This window comes from Dactylosporangium sp. NPDC049742 (assembly GCF_040674675.1).
GTDB lineage: Bacteria > Actinomycetota > Actinomycetes > Mycobacteriales > Micromonosporaceae > Dactylosporangium > Dactylosporangium maewongense.
Genome location: NZ_JBFANF010000045.1, coordinates 15,144 through 31,708, shown reverse-complemented (window position 1 = coordinate 31,708; position 16,565 = coordinate 15,144). Strand labels below are relative to the sequence as shown.

13 protein-coding genes are annotated in these 16,565 nt (G+C 72.1%); 7 read left to right on the top strand and 6 right to left on the bottom strand.

What is annotated here, in order from left to right:
• Positions 1–60: 60 nt before the first annotated feature.
• Complete coding sequence (locus AB0J72_RS39940; RefSeq protein ID WP_363408843.1) at positions 61–1,272, top strand: PucR family transcriptional regulator; 1,212 nt, start codon at positions 61–63, stop codon at positions 1,270–1,272.
• A gap of 6 nt (positions 1,273–1,278) precedes the next feature.
• On the opposite strand, the gene AB0J72_RS39935 is transcribed toward AB0J72_RS39940, so the two are convergent.
• The 3 genes from AB0J72_RS39935 to AB0J72_RS39925 all read right to left on the bottom strand — a co-directional run bounded on the left by AB0J72_RS39935 (position 1,279) and on the right by AB0J72_RS39925 (position 4,536).
• Complete coding sequence (locus AB0J72_RS39935; RefSeq protein ID WP_363409013.1) at positions 1,279–2,496, bottom strand: family 16 glycosylhydrolase; 1,218 nt, start codon at positions 2,494–2,496, stop codon at positions 1,279–1,281.
• A gap of 1,430 nt (positions 2,497–3,926) precedes the next feature.
• Positions 3,927–4,181, bottom strand: a complete 255-nt coding sequence (locus tag AB0J72_RS39930; protein ID WP_363408839.1) for an acyl-CoA-binding protein — start codon at positions 4,179–4,181, stop codon at positions 3,927–3,929.
• 10 nt (positions 4,182–4,191) lie between these two features.
• Positions 4,192–4,536: an MmcQ/YjbR family DNA-binding protein gene (locus AB0J72_RS39925; protein WP_363408836.1), complete on the bottom strand. Its 345-nt coding sequence runs from the start codon at positions 4,534–4,536 to the stop codon at positions 4,192–4,194.
• Between the two features lie 119 nt (positions 4,537–4,655).
• Between AB0J72_RS39925 and yicI the strand changes: the two genes are divergently transcribed.
• Positions 4,656–7,070, top strand: coding sequence for an alpha-xylosidase (gene yicI / locus AB0J72_RS39920; protein WP_363408833.1), 2,415 nt, complete (start codon positions 4,656–4,658; stop codon positions 7,068–7,070).
• A 228-nt stretch (positions 7,071–7,298) separates the two neighbouring features.
• Here the strand turns inward: yicI and AB0J72_RS39915 are convergent, their stop codons facing one another.
• Positions 7,299–8,321, bottom strand: a complete 1,023-nt coding sequence (locus AB0J72_RS39915; protein WP_344501949.1) for a LacI family DNA-binding transcriptional regulator — start codon at positions 8,319–8,321, stop codon at positions 7,299–7,301.
• 349 nt (positions 8,322–8,670) lie between these two features.
• On the opposite strand from AB0J72_RS39915, the gene AB0J72_RS39910 reads away from it, so the two are divergent.
• The gene (locus tag AB0J72_RS39910; RefSeq protein WP_363408829.1) at positions 8,671–10,029 is read left to right on the top strand and encodes a condensation domain-containing protein; all 1,359 of its coding nucleotides are present in this window, start codon (positions 8,671–8,673) and stop codon (positions 10,027–10,029) included.
• A gap of 73 nt (positions 10,030–10,102) precedes the next feature.
• Positions 10,103–11,755, top strand: a complete 1,653-nt coding sequence (locus AB0J72_RS39905; protein WP_363408826.1) for a methyl-accepting chemotaxis protein — start codon at positions 10,103–10,105, stop codon at positions 11,753–11,755.
• Here AB0J72_RS39905 and AB0J72_RS39900 read toward each other — a convergent pair.
• Entirely contained in the window at positions 11,752–12,990 is a 1,239-nt protein-coding gene (locus AB0J72_RS39900) for a serine hydrolase domain-containing protein (protein ID WP_363408823.1), read from the bottom strand. The two genes, AB0J72_RS39905 and AB0J72_RS39900, sit on opposite strands and share 4 nt — an antisense overlap.
• A gap of 77 nt (positions 12,991–13,067) precedes the next feature.
• Between AB0J72_RS39900 and AB0J72_RS39895 the strand changes: the two genes are divergently transcribed.
• Positions 13,068–13,472: a hypothetical protein gene (locus AB0J72_RS39895; protein WP_363408820.1), complete on the top strand. Its 405-nt coding sequence runs from the start codon at positions 13,068–13,070 to the stop codon at positions 13,470–13,472.
• A 149-nt stretch (positions 13,473–13,621) separates the two neighbouring features.
• Positions 13,622–14,407, top strand: coding sequence for an LPXTG cell wall anchor domain-containing protein (locus AB0J72_RS39890; protein ID WP_363408817.1), 786 nt, complete (start codon positions 13,622–13,624; stop codon positions 14,405–14,407).
• Positions 14,408–14,413: 6 nt separating this feature from the next.
• Here AB0J72_RS39890 and AB0J72_RS39885 read toward each other — a convergent pair whose 3' ends face one another.
• On the bottom strand, positions 14,414–15,574 hold the full coding sequence (locus tag AB0J72_RS39885; RefSeq protein WP_363408814.1) for a hypothetical protein: 1,161 nt from the start codon (positions 15,572–15,574) through the stop codon (positions 14,414–14,416).
• Between the two features lie 127 nt (positions 15,575–15,701).
• Here AB0J72_RS39885 and AB0J72_RS39880 point away from each other — a divergent pair, with 127 nt between their 5' ends.
• Complete coding sequence (locus tag AB0J72_RS39880; RefSeq protein ID WP_363408812.1) at positions 15,702–16,541, top strand: alpha/beta hydrolase; 840 nt, start codon at positions 15,702–15,704, stop codon at positions 16,539–16,541.
• The last annotated feature ends 24 nt before the right edge of the window (positions 16,542–16,565 follow it).

Below are 16,565 nucleotides of genomic sequence, written 5' to 3'. Positions count from 1 at the left end.
CGACGATGCGCCTTGCACGTCGCCTTGCGCCAGTCCAACGTGCACCGGAATACTCGCCGGATGGTGCAGAATGCTGCGTCGGTACCGTGGCCGGCGCTGTCACCGGAGGTCAGGGAGCTCTTCCGCCGAGGTGCGGAGATCGCCCTCGACCCGCGCGCCGACTGGATCGAGGAGCTGCACGCGGCGGCGCTCGGCGGGGACCGGATGCGGCCCGTCGCCGCGGACCCGGTCCTGGCGGAGGCGACGAAGCGGGCCAACCTCGCCAACCTGCTGCACTGGGCGGAGCAGAACGTGCGGCACCCGGGGCGGCGCGTGCCGGCGAACACCGGCGCCGAGGCGCTCGACGCGGCCCGGGACATGGTGCGCCGCGGGCTCGACGAGCGCGGGCTGGACGCGTACCGCACGGCGCAGAGCGTCGCGTGGCGGCGGTGGATGGAGATCTGCTTCGAGCTGACCTCCGACCCGGTGCGGCTGCGGGAGCTGCTGGACGCGTCGGCGCTGTCGATCTCCACGTTCATCGACGACACCGTCGCCACCGTGTCGCGGCGGATGGAGGCGGAGCGGGCCGAGCTCACCCGGGGCGCGTCGGCGGAGCGCCGGGCAGCGGTGACGCTGCTGCTGGAGGGCGCGCCGATCAGCCGGTCACGGGCCGAGGCGCAGCTCGGGTACGGGCTGGCCGGTCCGCACACGGCCGCGATCGTGTGGGGCGCGACCGAGCACCTGGAGGGCGCCGCGGAGACGGTGATGCGGGCGGCCGGCGCCACGCACCGCCTGACCGTGGTCGCCGGGACGGCCGCGCTGTGGGTCTGGTTCCCGTCCCGGACCGCGCCGCTGCCGTCGTTGCCGGGCCATCCCGACGTGCGGGTCGCCCTGGGCCGGCCGGGCACCGACGTCGCCGGTTTCCGCCGCAGCCACCTGGACGCGGCGGCGGTGCAGCGGATGCTGACCCGGCTCACCTCGCCGCAGCAGGTCGCCCGCTACGAGGACGTGCAGCTCGTCGCCCTGCTCACCGCCGAGCCGACGCAGGCCGACGAGTTCCTCGCCGACACGCTCGGCGACCTCCTGCACGCCGACGCGGCCACCCACGAGACGGTCCTCACCTACGTGCGGGAGCAGTGCAGCACCACCCGGGCCGCGGAACGGCTGTACACCCACCGCAACACGGTGCTGCGCCGCCTGGCCCGCGCCGACGAGCTGCTCCCTCGCCCCCTGTCCGAAAACGTGGTGAGCGTGGGAGCAGCCCTCGAGGTGCTCCGGTGGCGCCGGACCTGACCTACGTCAGCGGTGCCACTTCTGGTTGCTGCCGCCGCCGCAGGTCCACAGCTGCAGCTTCGAGCCGTTGGCGGTGGCCGCGTTCTGCACGTCGACGCACTTGTTGGCCTGGATGTTCACCAGGTCGCCGGCGGCGTTGAGCGTGAACTTCTGCGCGCCGCTGCCGTTGCACGTCCACAGCTGCACGGCCGCGCCGTTGGCGGTGGAGCCGCCGGAGACGTCCATGCACTTGCCGAGCGCGCGGATCGAGCCGTCGGCGTTGATCGTCCACTGCTGCGCGCCGGTGCCGTTGCAGTCCCAGATCTGCAGCCGGTTGCCGTCGGCCGCGTTGGAGCTGGGCACGTCGATGCACCGGTTGCTGCCGTTGCCGATGATCGGTCCGGTGCTCCCGCCGCCGCCACCGCCGCTGTACCCGTAGACCCGCACGTAGTCGACCGTGAGCGTCTGCGGGAACTGGGTGGTGCCGTCCGGGTAGCCGGGCCAGTAGCCGCCGACCGCGAGGTTCAGCAGCATGAAGAACGGGTGGTCGAACACCCACCGGTCGCCACCCAGGTCCGCGGGGGTCCGGGTCTGGTACAGGTTGCCGTCGACGTACCAGCGCAGCACGTTCGGCTCCCACTCGACCGAGAACGTGTGGAACGCGTCCGCGAACGGCGCCCCGATCGTGTACCCGGCACCGATGCCCTCGGCACCGGAGTACCCCGGCCCGTGGATCGTGCCGTGCACCGTGTTCGGCTCCTTGCCGATGTTCTCCATGATGTCGATCTCGCCGCTGTTCGGCCACGGGTTGCTGCCGATGTCGGCGCCCAGCATCCAGAACGCGGGCCAGATGCCCTGGCCGCGCGGCAGCTTCATCCTTGCCTCGAAGCGGCCGTACGCCTGGGTGAACCGGTCCGCGGTCAGCAGCCGGGCCGAGGTGTACTGGCACGTGCCGTAGTGGCACTGGTAGTTCGCCGGGTTCTCCCGGCGGGCGGTGATCACGAGCTGCCCGGCGCCGTTGAGGGCCGCGTTGCTCGTGCTGGTGGTGTAGTACTGCTGCTCGTTGTTGCCCCAGCCACCCCCGCCGACGTCGTACTTCCACTTGCTGCCGTTGGGTGCGCTGCCGGCCGCGCCGTCGAACTCGTCGGACCAGGTGAGCCCTCCGATGGCGGCGGCGGCCGGGTTGCTGGCGGCGTCCCGCACCGCGACCGCGGTGAGGAACGACAGGACGGTCGCACCCAGCATGACCAGGGTGCGAGCCTTGATGAGCTTCACGTGCATGTGGCCTCCCGAGGACCTGGCGGAGTCCGTACGGTTACTTAACAGATCGACCCCGGTCGAACCTATACACCCACGACGACCGCGGTCAAGAGAGCGCTCTCAGTACCTGGCACCCACACGCACACACCAACCACAATCCCCTTGGCCACCTCATCAACCACCCGGCGCGACGAAGACCGGACCACCCCGGAGAACCCAGGCGAACCCAGCACATGCCAGCAACCCGCGCGCCAGGTCGACACGGCGCACCAGCAGCCGCCCTCGCCACACGGCCTGCTCCAAGTCGCACTCCGGGCCGGCCCACAAGATGAGCCCGCCCAGCACCACCTCAACAGAATCACCCCAAATGCCCCAAAACCTGGGCGGATCAGGAGCACACCCCGCCCTGGCACTACACGACCCCCAACCTCACACGCAGACGTTGGTCAATGCCCATAATTGTGGCTTTTGTGAAATCGACACTGCGCGATCCACCCCCAAAACGATCTTCAAATCGGGGGTAGATCGCGCAACGTCGATGCCGATTTAGGAACATTCCGGGGCATTGACCAACGTCTGCATGAAGCGCTCGCTGTCAGGCCATAAACGTGATGCGCCGACGACCCCCACCGAGGGCGAGCCCGCGGCGCCGACAGGCACGCAGCAAAGGTGGGCACGCAGCAAAGGTGGGCACGCAGCAAGCCAGACCACGGCCCGGACAGACACGCGGCAGGGCGGACGTCCGACGCGGATGGACATGCGGCACAGCCGGATGCGGGACGCAGCCAGACGTGCAGCCAGGACGACACATACCGGGGCGAACCCGCGGCTCGGACGGACATGCGGCACAGACCAACCCGCGGCACAGACCGCCGTGAGGGGCAGACCGACGTGGGAACAGACCGGCGTGGTGCGGACCGGCGTGGTGCGCTCGCACTGCCAACACCGCGCGCCCTGCCCTGGTGCCACATGATCCCAGGGCTTGCGTGCAGACGTTGGTCAATGCCCGTGAATGTGGCATTTGTGAAACGACGCTGCGCGATCCACCCACAAAGCGATCTTCAAATTCGGGGTTGATCGCGCAGCGTCGATGCCGATTTGGGAACATTTTGGGGCATTGACCAACGTTTGATTGAGGCGCCTGCCGTCAGGCTGTGAACATGATGCGCTGGAGGCCAGCCCCAGGCGCGGACAGACGCGCTGCCGGACAGGCACGAGGCACGGCCGGGCCACGGTGCGGACCGACGTGCGGCCGGAGCGCACATGCGTGCCCGGGCGACTCGCGGTGTGGGGCGGACATGTGGCGCGGACGGACGTGTGGCGTTCGCGCTGACGACACTGCATGACCCGACCTGGCGCTACATGGGCCCGAGGCTTGCGCGCAGACGTTGGTTGACGCTGGTGGGGCCGGAGGCTCAGGAGCGCAGGTCGGCTACCAGGGCGACGTACTGGCGCTGGGCGTCCTCCTGGGCGGTGCCGGCCAGGGCTTGCCACGCGTCGTACTTGGCGCGGCCGACCATGTCGAAGACGCCGGGGCGCTTGCCGGTGGCGTCGCCGTGGGTGCCCTGCTTGTAGAGGGCGTAGAGCCGCAGCAGGACGTCGTTGCCGGGGCGCTGGTCGAGCTGCTTGACGTCGATCTGGGCCTGCTCGAACTCCGCGGTGAGGGACATGACCCGAAGCCTACAAGCGCAGCGGGTGATCCTGGACGAGCGACTCGGGGGCGGATAACTGCCACGCTTCGTAGAGCAGCTCGGTCAGTTCGTCGGCGTCGATCCGCTCCAGGTACACGACGACCCAGCCGAAACCGCCGGAGGTGAACTGCACCTCGAACACGTCGGGGCGCTCGGCGACAAGGGCGATCTGCTCCGACAGCGTCTGTTTCAGGCCGGTCGTGTGCGTGCGCGGCCAGTAATAGCCGAACCGCTTGCCGCGCACGCTGAACGACGTGTAATCCGCGGCGTGGGACCGCTCGACCTCGGCGAGCCTGTCCACCATCGCGAGGAACTGCGCATCCGGTACAGCCACGATGGAAGTTTCACAGCCCCGCCCGGCGGCGTCCACGGCGGGGGCCCGGCCGATTGACAGGCTGGTGAGGGGTTCGTACCGTCACCTGTCGAAGCGCTTCGACAGGGATTGGGTCGTGCATGAAGTTCAGCGACGGGTACTGGCAGCTGCGTGAAGGGGTGCACCCCCTGTACCCGGTGCACGTCCGGGATGTGGCCGTCGGCGCGAACAGCCTGTCGGTGTACGCGCCGACCCGCCGGGTCACCGGCCGGGGCGACACGCTCAACACGCCGCTGTTCACCATCGAGTGCACCACGCCGGCGCCGGACGTGATCGCGGTGCGGGTCAGCCGGCACACCGGCGGCGCGCCGCGGGGGCCGCGGTTCCGGATCGACGCCGACCCGGCCGCCGACGCGAAGGTGACCCGCGACGACGACGCCGTCACGTTCACCGCCGGCGCGCTCAGCGCCCGCTTCGCACTGGACGGCCCCCAAAGCCACGGCACGAGCCACAGCCAAGGCACGAGCCAGGGCCAGGGCCAGGGCCAGGGCAACAGCCAAGGCGGGCAGTGGCGGCTCGACTTCATCGCCGAGGGGCGGGTCCTCACCACCAGCGCCCCGAAGGCGCTCGCCGCGCTGCGCACCGCGGACGGCCACTTCCTGCGCGAGCAGCTCAACCTCGGCGTCGGCGAGGTGGTGTACGGCCTGGGCGAGCGCTTCGGTCCGCTGGTCAAGAACGGCCAGACCGTCGACGTCTGGAACGCCGACGGCGGCACCAGCAGCGAGCAGGCGTACAAGAACGTCCCGTTCTACCTGACCAGCGCCGGCTACGGGGTGTTCGTCGACGACCCGGGTCCGGTGTCGTTCGAGGTCGGCTCGGAGGCCGTGTCGCGGGTGCAGTTCAGCGTCCCCGGGCAGGTCCTGTCGTACCTCGTCATCTACGGGCCGACGCCGCGCGACGTGCTGCGCAAGTACACCGCGCTCACCGGCCGGCCCGCGCTGCCGCCGGCGTGGTCGTTCGGCCTGTGGCTGTCCACGTCGTTCACCACGTCCTACGACGAGGCGACCGTGACCTCCATCGTGGACGGGATGGCCGAGCGCGGGCTGCCGCTGTCGGTCTTCCACTTCGACACGTTCTGGATGCGCGAGTTCCACTGGTGCGACTTCGAGTGGGACCCGGTGACCTTCCCCGACCCGGCCGGGATGCTGGCCCGGCTCAAGGCGAAGGGCCTGCGGATCTGCGTGTGGATCAACCCGTACATCGCGCAACGCTCCGCGCTGTTCGAGGAGGCGACGGCGGCCGGGTACCTGGTGAGGAAGAGCAACGGCGACGTGTGGCAGTGGGACCAGTGGCAGGCCGGGATGGGCCTCGTCGACTTCACGAACCCGGCCGCGCGGGCCTGGTTCCAGGACAAGCTGAAGCACCTGCTCGACCTCGGTGTCGACTGCTTCAAGTCCGACTTCGGCGAGCGCATCCCCACGGACGTCGTCTGGTCCGACGGCGCCGACCCGCTGCGGATGCACAACTATTACACGCACCTGTACAACGAGGCCGTCTTCGAGCTGCTGCGGGAGCGCCGCGGCGACGGCGAGGCGGTGCTCTTCGCCAGGTCCGCGACCGCCGGCGGGCAGCAGTTCCCGGTCCACTGGGGCGGTGACTGCAGCGCCACCTTCGAGTCGATGGCCGAGAGCCTCCGCGGCGGGCTGTCCCTGGCCATGTCGGGGTTCGGGTTCTGGAGCCACGACATCGGCGGCTTCGAAGGTACGCCGGATCCGGCCGTCTTCATGCGCTGGATCCCGTTCGGGCTGCTGTCCTCGCACAGCCGGCTGCACGGCAACGAGTCCTACCGGGTGCCGTGGCACTTCGGCGACGAGGCGGTCGCCGTCCTGCGCGACTACACCCGGCTCAAGGCGCGGCTCATGCCCTACCTGTACGGCGCGGCCGTCACCGCGCACCGCGAGGGCCTGCCGGTGCTGCGCCCCCTCGCGCTGGAGTTCCCCGACGACCCTGCCTGCGCGCACCTGGACCGGCAGTACATGCTGGGCGGCTCGATCCTCGTCGCGCCGGTGTTCAGCGCCGACGGCGACGTCAGCTTCTACCTGCCGGCGGGGCGGTGGACCGACCTGCGCAGCGGCGAGGTGCTGAGCGGGCCCGGCTGGATCCGGCGCCGGTACGGCATGGGCGACCTCCCGGTGCTCGCCCGTCCCGGCTCGGTCGTGCCGCTCGGCGCGCGCGACGACCGCCCCGACTACCCATACGCCGACGGCGTCACCCTGCGGGTCCACGAGCTGCCCGACGGCGCGGGCACGACCGTGGACATCCCCTCGCCGCAGGGCCGGCTCAGCGGCACCGCCGGAGCGAGCTTCGCGGTGCGCAGGGCCGGGACGACCGTCGAGGTGCGCCGGGACAACGGGAGCCCGGCGCCCTGGCGGGTGCAGCTGGCCGGCATCGACACGGTGGCGGCCGTCGATGCCGGCCGGCTCACTCGCGACCCCGCCGGCGTGCTGATCGCCGTGGACGCCGAGGTGGACCGGCTGACCGTCAGGCTCGCCTAGCGACTTCCCAGGGGTGCGGAGCGGCGCCGCCGCGGTCAGGATCGGGTGTTCCGGCCGCGGCGGCGCCGCTGTTTCCCTGGTTCCGCGACGGTACGAGCCGCGGCGAATCCTTCCGCTGCTGAACGCCGACGCCGCACGGGGGCGCCGAGCCGCACCGGCCGCCGCGGCGCAAAGCCGTTGCGCGGTGGCCCGAGCCGGCAGCCGCAGAAGACTCTGCAGGACCGCGGTTCAGGGCCGGCGGGCCGGGGCGGCGCTGTCGCGGACCGTCAAGGCCGGCGGGAGCAGGGTCGCCTCGGGGACCTGGCGGCCGTCGAGCTTCGCCATGAGCAGGTCGACCGCCCGCCGGCCCACCTCCTCCGCCGGGATGCTCACCGACGTGAGGCGCGGCTTGCCCCGCTCGGCGACCTCGTCGGGGCAGATCGCCACCACCGACACGTCCCGCGGCACCCGCCGGCCGAGCGCCGCGAACGCGTCCAGCAGCGGCGGCACGGTCGGCTCGTTGTGCACCACCACCCCGGTCAGGTCCGGGTGGCGGTCCAGCAGGCCGCGCACCGTCGACAGGACCGCGTCGGGGGTCGGCTCGCACGGGACGGTCGTGCCCCGCAGGCCACGCCGCCGCAGCGCCTCGTCGAACCCGGCGGCGGTGCGGCTGGCGAAGCCGAGCTCCCGCTCGTACACCTCCGGCGGCGACCCCACGAGGGCCACACAGGCATGACCGAGGTCGGCGAGGTGCTCGACGCACGCCGCGCCGGCCGCCGCGAAGTCCAGGTCGATGCAGGTGAGCCCGTCGGCGTCGGCGGGGAACCCGATGAGCACCGACGGCCGGCCCAGCGTCCGGAGCCGGGGCAGCCGCCGGTCGTGCAGCTCGACGTCCATCACGATGAGCGCGTCGGCGAGCGAGCTGGCGGCGACCCGCTCCAGGCCCTGCACGCCCTCGTCCTGGGTGAGCAGGAGCACGTCGTGGTCGTGGCGGCGGGCCGCCGTCACGACCGAGATCACGAACTGCATCAGCACCGGCACGTACAGCCCGGTGTAGAGCGGCATGATCAGCGCGATCACGTTGGAGCGGTTGCTGGCCAGGGCCCGGGCGCCGGCGTGCGGGTGGTAGCCGAGGACGTCGATCGCGGCGAGCACCCTGCGGCGGGTCTCCTCGGAGATGGTCCGCTTGCCGCTCAGGACGTACGAGACGGTGCTCGGGGACACGCCCGCCTGCCGTGCCACGTCACCGATCGTCGCCATGCCCGCCTTCATGGTCACGACAGTAAGCGACGCGGCGCCTTTGTCGTAGTCGGCAGGAAATTTCCGGACCGGTACGAATTGACGATGATAATCTCGTATCAGGTACTTAAATCAATTCATCTCTCCCGCTCAAGAGACCCTTTCAATACCCCTAACGGGTGCGATGAATGCGGACAACCGCCGCAATCGGCACCGCCGGCTCTTCCGCTTCAAGCGGCCCTGCCGATACGCTCCCGGCACTGCCCGCGGGCAATTATCGATCGACGGGCGAATATTAGAAAGGAGACCGCCATGAAGGCCGTCCGCTCTCTCTGAGTATTGCTCTGACCTCGATGCCGCCGGCCATCTTTTGGGGACTGTCGTGACACATCGGATCACCGTGCCCTTTCAAGGGGATGGCAGCGGCATCGGGGAACTTACCTGGGGACAGTTCGCCGCCTGGCGGTCCATGCAGGTCGTCGAGGCGACCGAGTGGACCGGCGGCACGATGGCCCTCGCCGCCGGCACGACCGTCGGCGACGTCGCCACCACCCTCGGGTTCATCATGAGCCGCCACCAGTCGCTGCGCACCCGCCTCGTCCCCGACGGGCCCGGGACCGACGCGCCGCCGAAGCAGGCGCTGTCGTCCTCCGGCTCCGTCGTCCTGGAGGTGTACGACGACGACGGCGACCCGGAGCGCCTCGCCGCGACGATCCGCGCCCGGTACGAGGCCGCGCCGTGGGACCCGTACACCGACTGGCCGGTGCGGATGGCGGTCGTCGCGCGGCCCGGCACCGACGACGCGCTGTGGTTCGTCGCGCTGTACTGCCACATGGTCATCGACGGCTACGGCTTCGAGGCGCTCATCGCCGACCTCGCCAACCTCGACCCCGCCACCGGCCGCCACCTCGCGCCCGTCGCCGGCATCCAGCCCCTGGAGCTCGCCGCGGCGCAGCAGGGCGCCGGCGCGCGGCGGCAGCACCAGGCGTCGCTGCGCTACTGGGAGAAGCACCTGCGCACGATCGAGCCCCGCCGGTTCCCGGTGCCGCTCGAGCCGCAGCCCGAGCGCTGGTGCGAGGCGACGCTCACGTCACCCGCGACGCACCTCGCCCTCGCCGCCGTGGCCGAGCGGACGAAGGTGCACAGCGGCACGATCCTGCTCGCCGCGTACGCCATGATGCTCGGCCGCCTGTCGGGCCAGCCGGTCGGCGCGTTCCGGATCGTGGTCAGCAACCGCTTCCGCCCGGGCTTCGCCGAGTCGGTCAGCAACCTCGCCCAGGCCGGGCTCGCCGTCATCGACACGGGCGCCGCCCCGTTCGCCGAGGTGATCGCGCGGACGTTCAAGAGCCAGCTGACCGCCGGGATGTACGCCTACTACCACCCGCGCGACCTGTGGGCGCTCGTCGACCGGGTCGGCGCCGAACGCGGCGTGGAGCTCGACACCGGCTGCTACTTCAACGACCGCCGCCGCTCCGCCCCGCCGCCGAGCGGGATCCCCTCGCCCGCCGAGGTCACCGCCGCGCTGGAGGGCAGCGTGCTGCGGTGGGGGCCGAGCTCCAACGAGTGGGACGCGACCTGCTTCCTGCACGTGGACCCGGCGGCCGGCGCGGCCACCGACGCCGTCGACCTCACCTGGCGGGTCGACACCGCGGCCGTCTCGCCCGCGATGCTGGAGGTGTGCCTGCGCGGCATCGAGTCGCTCGTCGTGGCCGCCGCCCTGTCCGAGACTGTCGCGGTCTAAACCCTCAATACCGCGATCGCAACGCCGATGCACCGGACGGCCCGGTTGTTCCCGTCGTCGGCAAGGACGTCCCATGACCACTGACAGCACCCTCGTCCAGGTGACGGTCCGCCGCGGCGCGCTGGCCGGCTGGGTCGCCGACCGGTCCGTCGGGACGAAGAACCTGATCGGCATCGCGCTCGTGGCGCTGGTCGCGATCGGCGTCGGCGTCCTGTCGATCACGAGCATGGCCCGGCTCAACGACCGCTTCGGCCAGCTGAAGACGCGGCACCTCGAGAGCGTCGAGCAGCTCGTCGTCATCCGGCAGGGCGTCAGCGAGAACTACCGGGGCCAGTCGCTGTTCGCCTGGTCCGCCTACGACCCGACGCTCGGCCCGCGAGGGACCCAGGCGGTCGAGGGCGGCGACGCGATGATCGAGGGGGCGATCGCGAAGTACCGCACCCGGCTCGCCGGCTCCGCCGCCCGCGAGGCCGCCCTCAACGACTTCGCCAAGGCGTTCACCGACTACAGCAACCTGCGCGACGTGGTCGTCTTCCGCAAGCAGCCGGCGCCCGGCCTGACCGTGCCGTCGGACACGGCCGCCACGAACACCCTCTGGCAGAGCCTCGAGGCGCAGATGAACGCGTCGCTGGCGAAGCTGCAGCAGCAGGAGACCACCGAGTCCGACGCGATGGCGGCCGCGGCGCGCCAGGACTACACCAGCGCCCGCAACTGGACAGTCGGCTCGCTCATCGTCGGGCTCGGGCTCGCGCTGCTGCTGGCGCTGGGCATCGCGCGCCGCATGAACCTGCAGCTGCGGTCGGTCTCCGACACCCTGCGCGGCGTCGCCGACGGCGACCTGACCCTGCGTGCCGAGGTGTACGCCCGCGACGAGCTCGGCGCGATGGCGGCCGCGATGAACCGCGCCAACGAGAGCGTCGGGCGCACCGTGCACACGCTCGCCGCCGCGGCCGGCACCCTCGGCGGCAGCACCGGCCGGCTGACCAGCGTCACGACCCGCATCGCCGACAGCGCCAAGGCCGCGGCGGCCCGCGCGAACGTGGTCGCGGGCGACGCCGGCACCGTGTCGCACAACGTCCAGACGGTCGCCGCCGGCTCCGAGGAGATGGGCGCCTCGATCCGCGAGATCGCGCAGAACGCCAACGACGCCGCCCGGGTCGCCTCGGAGGCGGTCGGCGTGGCCGAGTCGACGAACCGCACGGTGTCCAAGCTCGGCGACTCCTCGGCCGAGATCGGCAACGTGGTCAAGGTGATCACCTCGATCGCCGAGCAGACGAACCTCCTCGCCCTCAACGCCACCATCGAGGCCGCCCGCGCGGGCGCGGCGGGCAAGGGGTTCGCGGTCGTCGCCAGCGAGGTGAAGGACCTCGCCCAGGAGACCGCCCGGGCGACCGAGGACATCTCCCGCCGGGTCGAGGCGATCCAGTCCGACACCGCCAACGCCGTCGACGCCATCGGCGAGATCAGCCGGATCATCGCCCGGATCAACGACTACCAGCTCACGATCGCCTCCGCCGTCGAGGAGCAGACCGCCACGACCAGCGAGATGAGCCGCAGCGTCGGCGACGCCGCCCACGGCGCGGCCAACATCGCCGGCAACATCGCCGGTGTCGCCGACGCCGCCGACACCACCACCTCGACCCTCACCGAGGTCGACGCGACCGTCGCCGAGCTCAACAGCCTCGCCGCCGACCTCCAGCTCGCCGTCGGCCGCTTCCGGATCTAGTCCGGGCGCTGGGAGCGCTCGCCGAGGACATCCTTGTAGAGGGCCTCGCGGAGGGCGAGCTCCCGCGGGTCGTCCCAGAGGTGGAAGCCGGCGCGGTTCATGGCGTAGGCGAAGCCCACGCCCGTCTCCGGGTCGGCGAAGCCGAACGACCCGCCGGCGCCCGGGGTGCCGAACGCCCGGTCGCCGGCGGCGCCGAACCGCAGGCGCGGGAACGGTTTCAGGTAGCCGAGCGAGAACGCGGTGTCCACGCGCAGCACCACGTCCCGCACGCCACCGGCCGGCGGCGCGGCCGGGCGGGTCAGGGCGTCCAATGTGGACGGCGCCAGGCCGAGGGCGGCGCCGCCGGTGGCCGCGTCGCCGTAGGCGCGGGCGACCGCGCGGACCTCGCCGGTGCCGTTGGCCGCGGGCAGCTCCAGGCGGCGCACCTCGGGCAGGTTGTAGTTGCCGATCTCCGACAGGACCTTCGGGTTGGCGAACGACCGGGCGGTCACGCTGCGCGGGTTGAGGAACCCGAACACGAACCCGCGCGGCATGGTGCCCAGGTGCAGCAGGAGCTCGGCCGGGCGGTACCCGTGCAGGAACGCGATCCGGTCCGGGTCGACGGAGTCCGGCACGCCGACGTGGAACTCGACGCCGAGCGGCGCGGCGATCTCCTCGGCGAAGAACCGGCCGAGCGTCCGGCCGGCGGGGTCGACGCGGCGCAGCAGCTCGCCCTCGTACCAGCCGAGCGAGATCGCGTGGTAGCCGTGCCGGGTGCCGGGCCGCCACGCCGGGCGCTGGTCGGCGAGCGCGCCGGCGACCACGTCGAGGTCGGCCAGGTCGGCGAGGGTGAGCGGGCGGTCGATCGCGGCGAGCCCGGCCTGGTGCGCGAGGAGCTGCCGGACCGTCACCGTCTCCTTGCCGTTGCGCGCGAACTCGGGCCAGTACGTGGCGACCGTCGCGTCGTAGTCGATCCAGCCACGGGAGTGGGCGACCGCGATCGCGAGCCCCGACACGCCCTTCGTGGAGGAGAACACGGTGACCAGCGTGTCGGACCGCCACGGCGCCCTGGTGCGGCCGTCGCGGTAGCCGCCCCACAGGTCGACGACCTTGCGCCCGTCGCGGTACACGGCGCAGGCCGCCCCGATCTCGCCCCGCTCGGCGAAGTTGCGGCGGAACGCGTCGGCGACCGCGCCGTAGCCCTCGTCGGCGTCGCCCTGCACGAGCTCGGCCGGAACGTCCACCGTGAACACCATCGCGGGCCTCCTGGGGGCTGACAGTACACCTGTTTCGGCACGATGGGTGCAGGAAGTTTGCGCCTAGGCTGACGGGGGTGGAGCACTTCCCGGGGCTGACGCCGTTCGACACGCTGCGCACCCACGCCGCGGCGGGCGGGCACATCACCACGACCTGGTTCGCGACGGCGGCCCCTCCGGCCGAGGTGTCGCTCTGGTACGAGCAGCGCCTCCGCGACCACACGGTCCGGGCCCCCGGCGACTGGACCCGGGTCGAGGTCCGTGACGAGCTGCGCCGGCTCCACGGGGTCACCGTGCACCCTCCGGAGGCGCTCCCGGCCGGCCCGCACCCGACCGCCCCGGCCCCACCCGCCACGCAGACGGTGGTGCGGGTCGACGAGGGCGCGTTCCCCACGATGACGGCACCAGCCCCACCGGCCCCACCGGTCACGCGCCCCTCGCTGCCGCAACGGATCAGGGCCAGGCTCACCACGCTGCGTTGACCGGACGCTCGTACTTTCGGTCAGACCTGCCACGTGGCCGATCCACCCTGCGGGCGTATGCCGCCTTGCGTCCGAATGGTGCGTGTTGCCGCACTGGGAGTTTGCTGGGAGATTCCCCAGGTCCGTCGTCGATCACAGAAGAGGACCGCATGAAGCTCCGGGGAATCGTCAGGCTCGCCGCCGCGGCCGCCACCGCCACCGCACTGCTCGTCGGCGGGCTCGCCGCCCCCTCGTCCGCCGCGGCCGGCGACGACCTCGGCGACATCGACTTCCCCGGCGCGGCGCTCGTGTTCGAGGAGCCCGTCTACGCCGCCACCGCGCCGACCAAGGGCTGCGCCGGCATCGACACCGGCAAGGCCGTCGCCGACAAGGACGGCTGGCTGTTCGACAAGCCCGAGGGCCGGTGGACGGACCTGCAGTACATCTTCCTGTTCGTCAAGAACGGCGGCCAGTCGTACGACGACCTCGTCGTGCTCGTCCTCGACGACGAGGGCGTCTACACGTTCGTCGAGACCGACCCCACCGCGCTGGCCAAGAGGCTGACGGCGAACGCCCTCGCCAACACCAAGGCCGAGAAGCTGCCCCTCCCGACCGGCCCGGCTCCGGCCGGCGTCAGCGGGTCGCTCGCCGACGGCGGCGGCTGGCTGAAGACCCCCGCCGGCTGGGCCCTCGCCGTCGGCGTCGCGCTCACCGACCCGCTGCAGGAGGGCACGTTCAACCTGGTCCGGGCCTGCGCCGCCGCCGCGGAGCCCTCCAGCCCGGCCTCCCCGAGCCCGGTCGTCCCCAGCTCCCCCGCCCCCGGCGCCGGCCCGCAGCTGCCGGTCACCGGCACGAACGTCTGGGTCCTCACCGGCGCGGGTGCCGCTCTCGTCGCCGCCGGCGCGTTCCTGTTCGTCGCGTACCGCCGTCGCCAGCGGGTCAAGTTCGTCGCGTAACGCCCGTCAGTCCAGGGCCGCCGGGCGGGGTCGACCCCGCGCGGCGGCCCTGTCCGTCGCGGCGCACACCGCGGTCAGCGCGGTGAGGAACAGCGCCGCGGCCAGCAGGATCCGCACCTCGGGGAAGGTCGGCGGGGGCAGCAGCGCGGCGCTCGCCGCGACGAGGCCGGCCAGGACCGCCACCGCCATCCGCGCCAGCCACCGCCCGGCGCCGGCCCGGTCCACCACGTCGCGCACCGTCACCACGAGTGCCGCGCCGGCGACGACGGACGCGCCGGCGACGGTGAGCCACGGGGTGCCGAGGTCCATGGCGTACCGGATGGGCAGCGCCGGCACGAAGAACAGCGCCGCGAACCAGGCCAGCCCTGCCGAGACGGTCCGGATCCCGGGGCCCGGCTCGCGGGGCGTCCCGGCCCGGCGGGTCAGCCCGCGGGCGAGCGCGAGGACGCCGCCCGCCGCGGCCGCGACCGGCAGCAGGCGCGGCAGGTGGCCGAGGTTGTAGAGCAGCGCGGTGTCGTACACCACCAGCACCAGCACGCCGAGCGCCGCGGCGGACCCGACCGCGAGGAGCACCTCCACCCCCGACGCCGGCGCCCTGCCGGTGAGCCGCGGCGGCCGGCGGGTGAGCAGCGCCGCCGTCACGACGCAGGAGGCGGCCCGCAGCACGAGGTCGTCCGTCGTGTACGGGTTGCGCAGCCCCCACTCGACGAGCCCGAACACCACGGAGTACGCGACGCAGGCGGCCCACAGCACCGCGGGCGCGGTCAGCGCCCTGGCCCGGACGGGGTCCAGCCACCGGCACACGCACAGGTAGGCGAGGATCACGAACGGCAGCTCGAGGAACGCCTGCACGCGCAGCACGCTGAACTCGAGGACTTCCGGCGCGGGGAACGCGTCCGCGACGGCCCGCACCGCCGCACCATCGGCGAGGTCGAACCAGCCGGGCGGCAGGTGGCGGGCGATGAAGGCCGGGTCACCGCGGTGCACGCGCAGCACGTACACGGTGAACAGCGCCTGATTGAGATAGATGGCCGCCACCGTGAGCGCCAGCCAGAAGCCCGGGCCGCGGCCGCCGCCGGGGCGGGGCGTCGCGCGCAGGGCCAGGGGCACGCCGGCCAGGACCGACGCGACGACGAGCAGGTCGACCCCGGCGCCGACGCTGATCATGTCCGTACGGTAGCCGAACGGAGGTTCACCGGCGAACACCGGTGATTTCGCCGATACGGACGGGGCCGGGAGCTGCACACACTGACACCCATCGAAGTTACGAAGGTGTTTCGAGAGGAGTGCAGCGTTGCGAACCATCCTGCTCAGGCTGGCCGTCGTCCTCACGCTCATGGGTGGTGGGGTCGCGGCGGTCGCCAGTCCGGCGGTCGCTGACGAGATCGGCCAGGCACCCACCGCCGCCAACATCACCGGCAACGGCAGCTTCGCGACCACGTCCGAGAGCATCTCCAGCCTGGTCTCCGGGTTCGGCGGCGGCCGGGTGTACTACCCGACGGCCTCCGGCAAGTACCCGGTGATCGCCGTCTCGCCCGGGTTCACCGCCACCTGGTCGAGCCTCGCGTGGATCGGCCCGCGGCTGTCGTCGTGGGGCTTCGTGGTCGTCGGCATCGAGACGAACAGCATCTACGACCAGCCCGGCAGCCGCGGCAACCAGCTCCTCGCCGCGCTGAACTGGGCCGTCAGCTCCTCGTCGTCTGCCGTGCGGGCCCGCGCCGACGGCAGCCGCCGTGGCGTCGCCGGCCACTCGATGGGTGGCGGCGGCACGCTGGAGGCGCTCGCCGCCGACACCAGCGGGCTGGTCAAGGCCGGGGTGCCGCTCGCGCCCTGGAACAGCGACAAGACGTGGAACAACGTCAGCGAGCCGGTCCTGATCGTGGGCGGACAGTCCGACACCATCGCGCCGGTCTCCAGCCACTCGCTGCCGTTCTACTCGACCCTCGCCGGGCCGAAGACGTACGTCGAGCTGACCGGGGCGAGCCACTTCTTCCCGCAGTCGACGAACGCGACGACGTCCCGCGCGCTGGTCTCCTGGTTCAAGCGCTGGCTCAACCAGGACTCCCGGTTCACGCCGTACACGTGCGGCTTCTCCGGGCTGGCGGTGTCGGACTTCCGCAGCAACGCCTGCTGATCCACCCGTCACGACGTCCCCGGT

Coding starts and splice junctions, on each gene's coding strand:
- AB0J72_RS39905 (WP_363408826.1), top strand. CDS start 10,103: ATGACCACTGACAGCACCCTCGTCCAGGTGACGGTCCGCCGCGGCGCG.
- AB0J72_RS39885 (WP_363408814.1), bottom strand. CDS start 15,574: ATGATCAGCGTCGGCGCCGGGGTCGACCTGCTCGTCGTCGCGTCGGTC.
- AB0J72_RS39940 (WP_363408843.1), top strand. CDS start 61: ATGGTGCAGAATGCTGCGTCGGTACCGTGGCCGGCGCTGTCACCGGAG.
- AB0J72_RS39930 (WP_363408839.1), bottom strand. CDS start 4,181: ATGTCCCTCACCGCGGAGTTCGAGCAGGCCCAGATCGACGTCAAGCAG.
- AB0J72_RS39915 (WP_344501949.1), bottom strand. CDS start 8,321: ATGAAGGCGGGCATGGCGACGATCGGTGACGTGGCACGGCAGGCGGGC.
- AB0J72_RS39900 (WP_363408823.1), bottom strand. CDS start 12,990: ATGGTGTTCACGGTGGACGTTCCGGCCGAGCTCGTGCAGGGCGACGCC.
- AB0J72_RS39890 (WP_363408817.1), top strand. CDS start 13,622: ATGAAGCTCCGGGGAATCGTCAGGCTCGCCGCCGCGGCCGCCACCGCC.
- yicI (WP_363408833.1), top strand. CDS start 4,656: ATGAAGTTCAGCGACGGGTACTGGCAGCTGCGTGAAGGGGTGCACCCC.
- AB0J72_RS39935 (WP_363409013.1), bottom strand. CDS start 2,496: ATGCTGGGTGCGACCGTCCTGTCGTTCCTCACCGCGGTCGCGGTGCGG.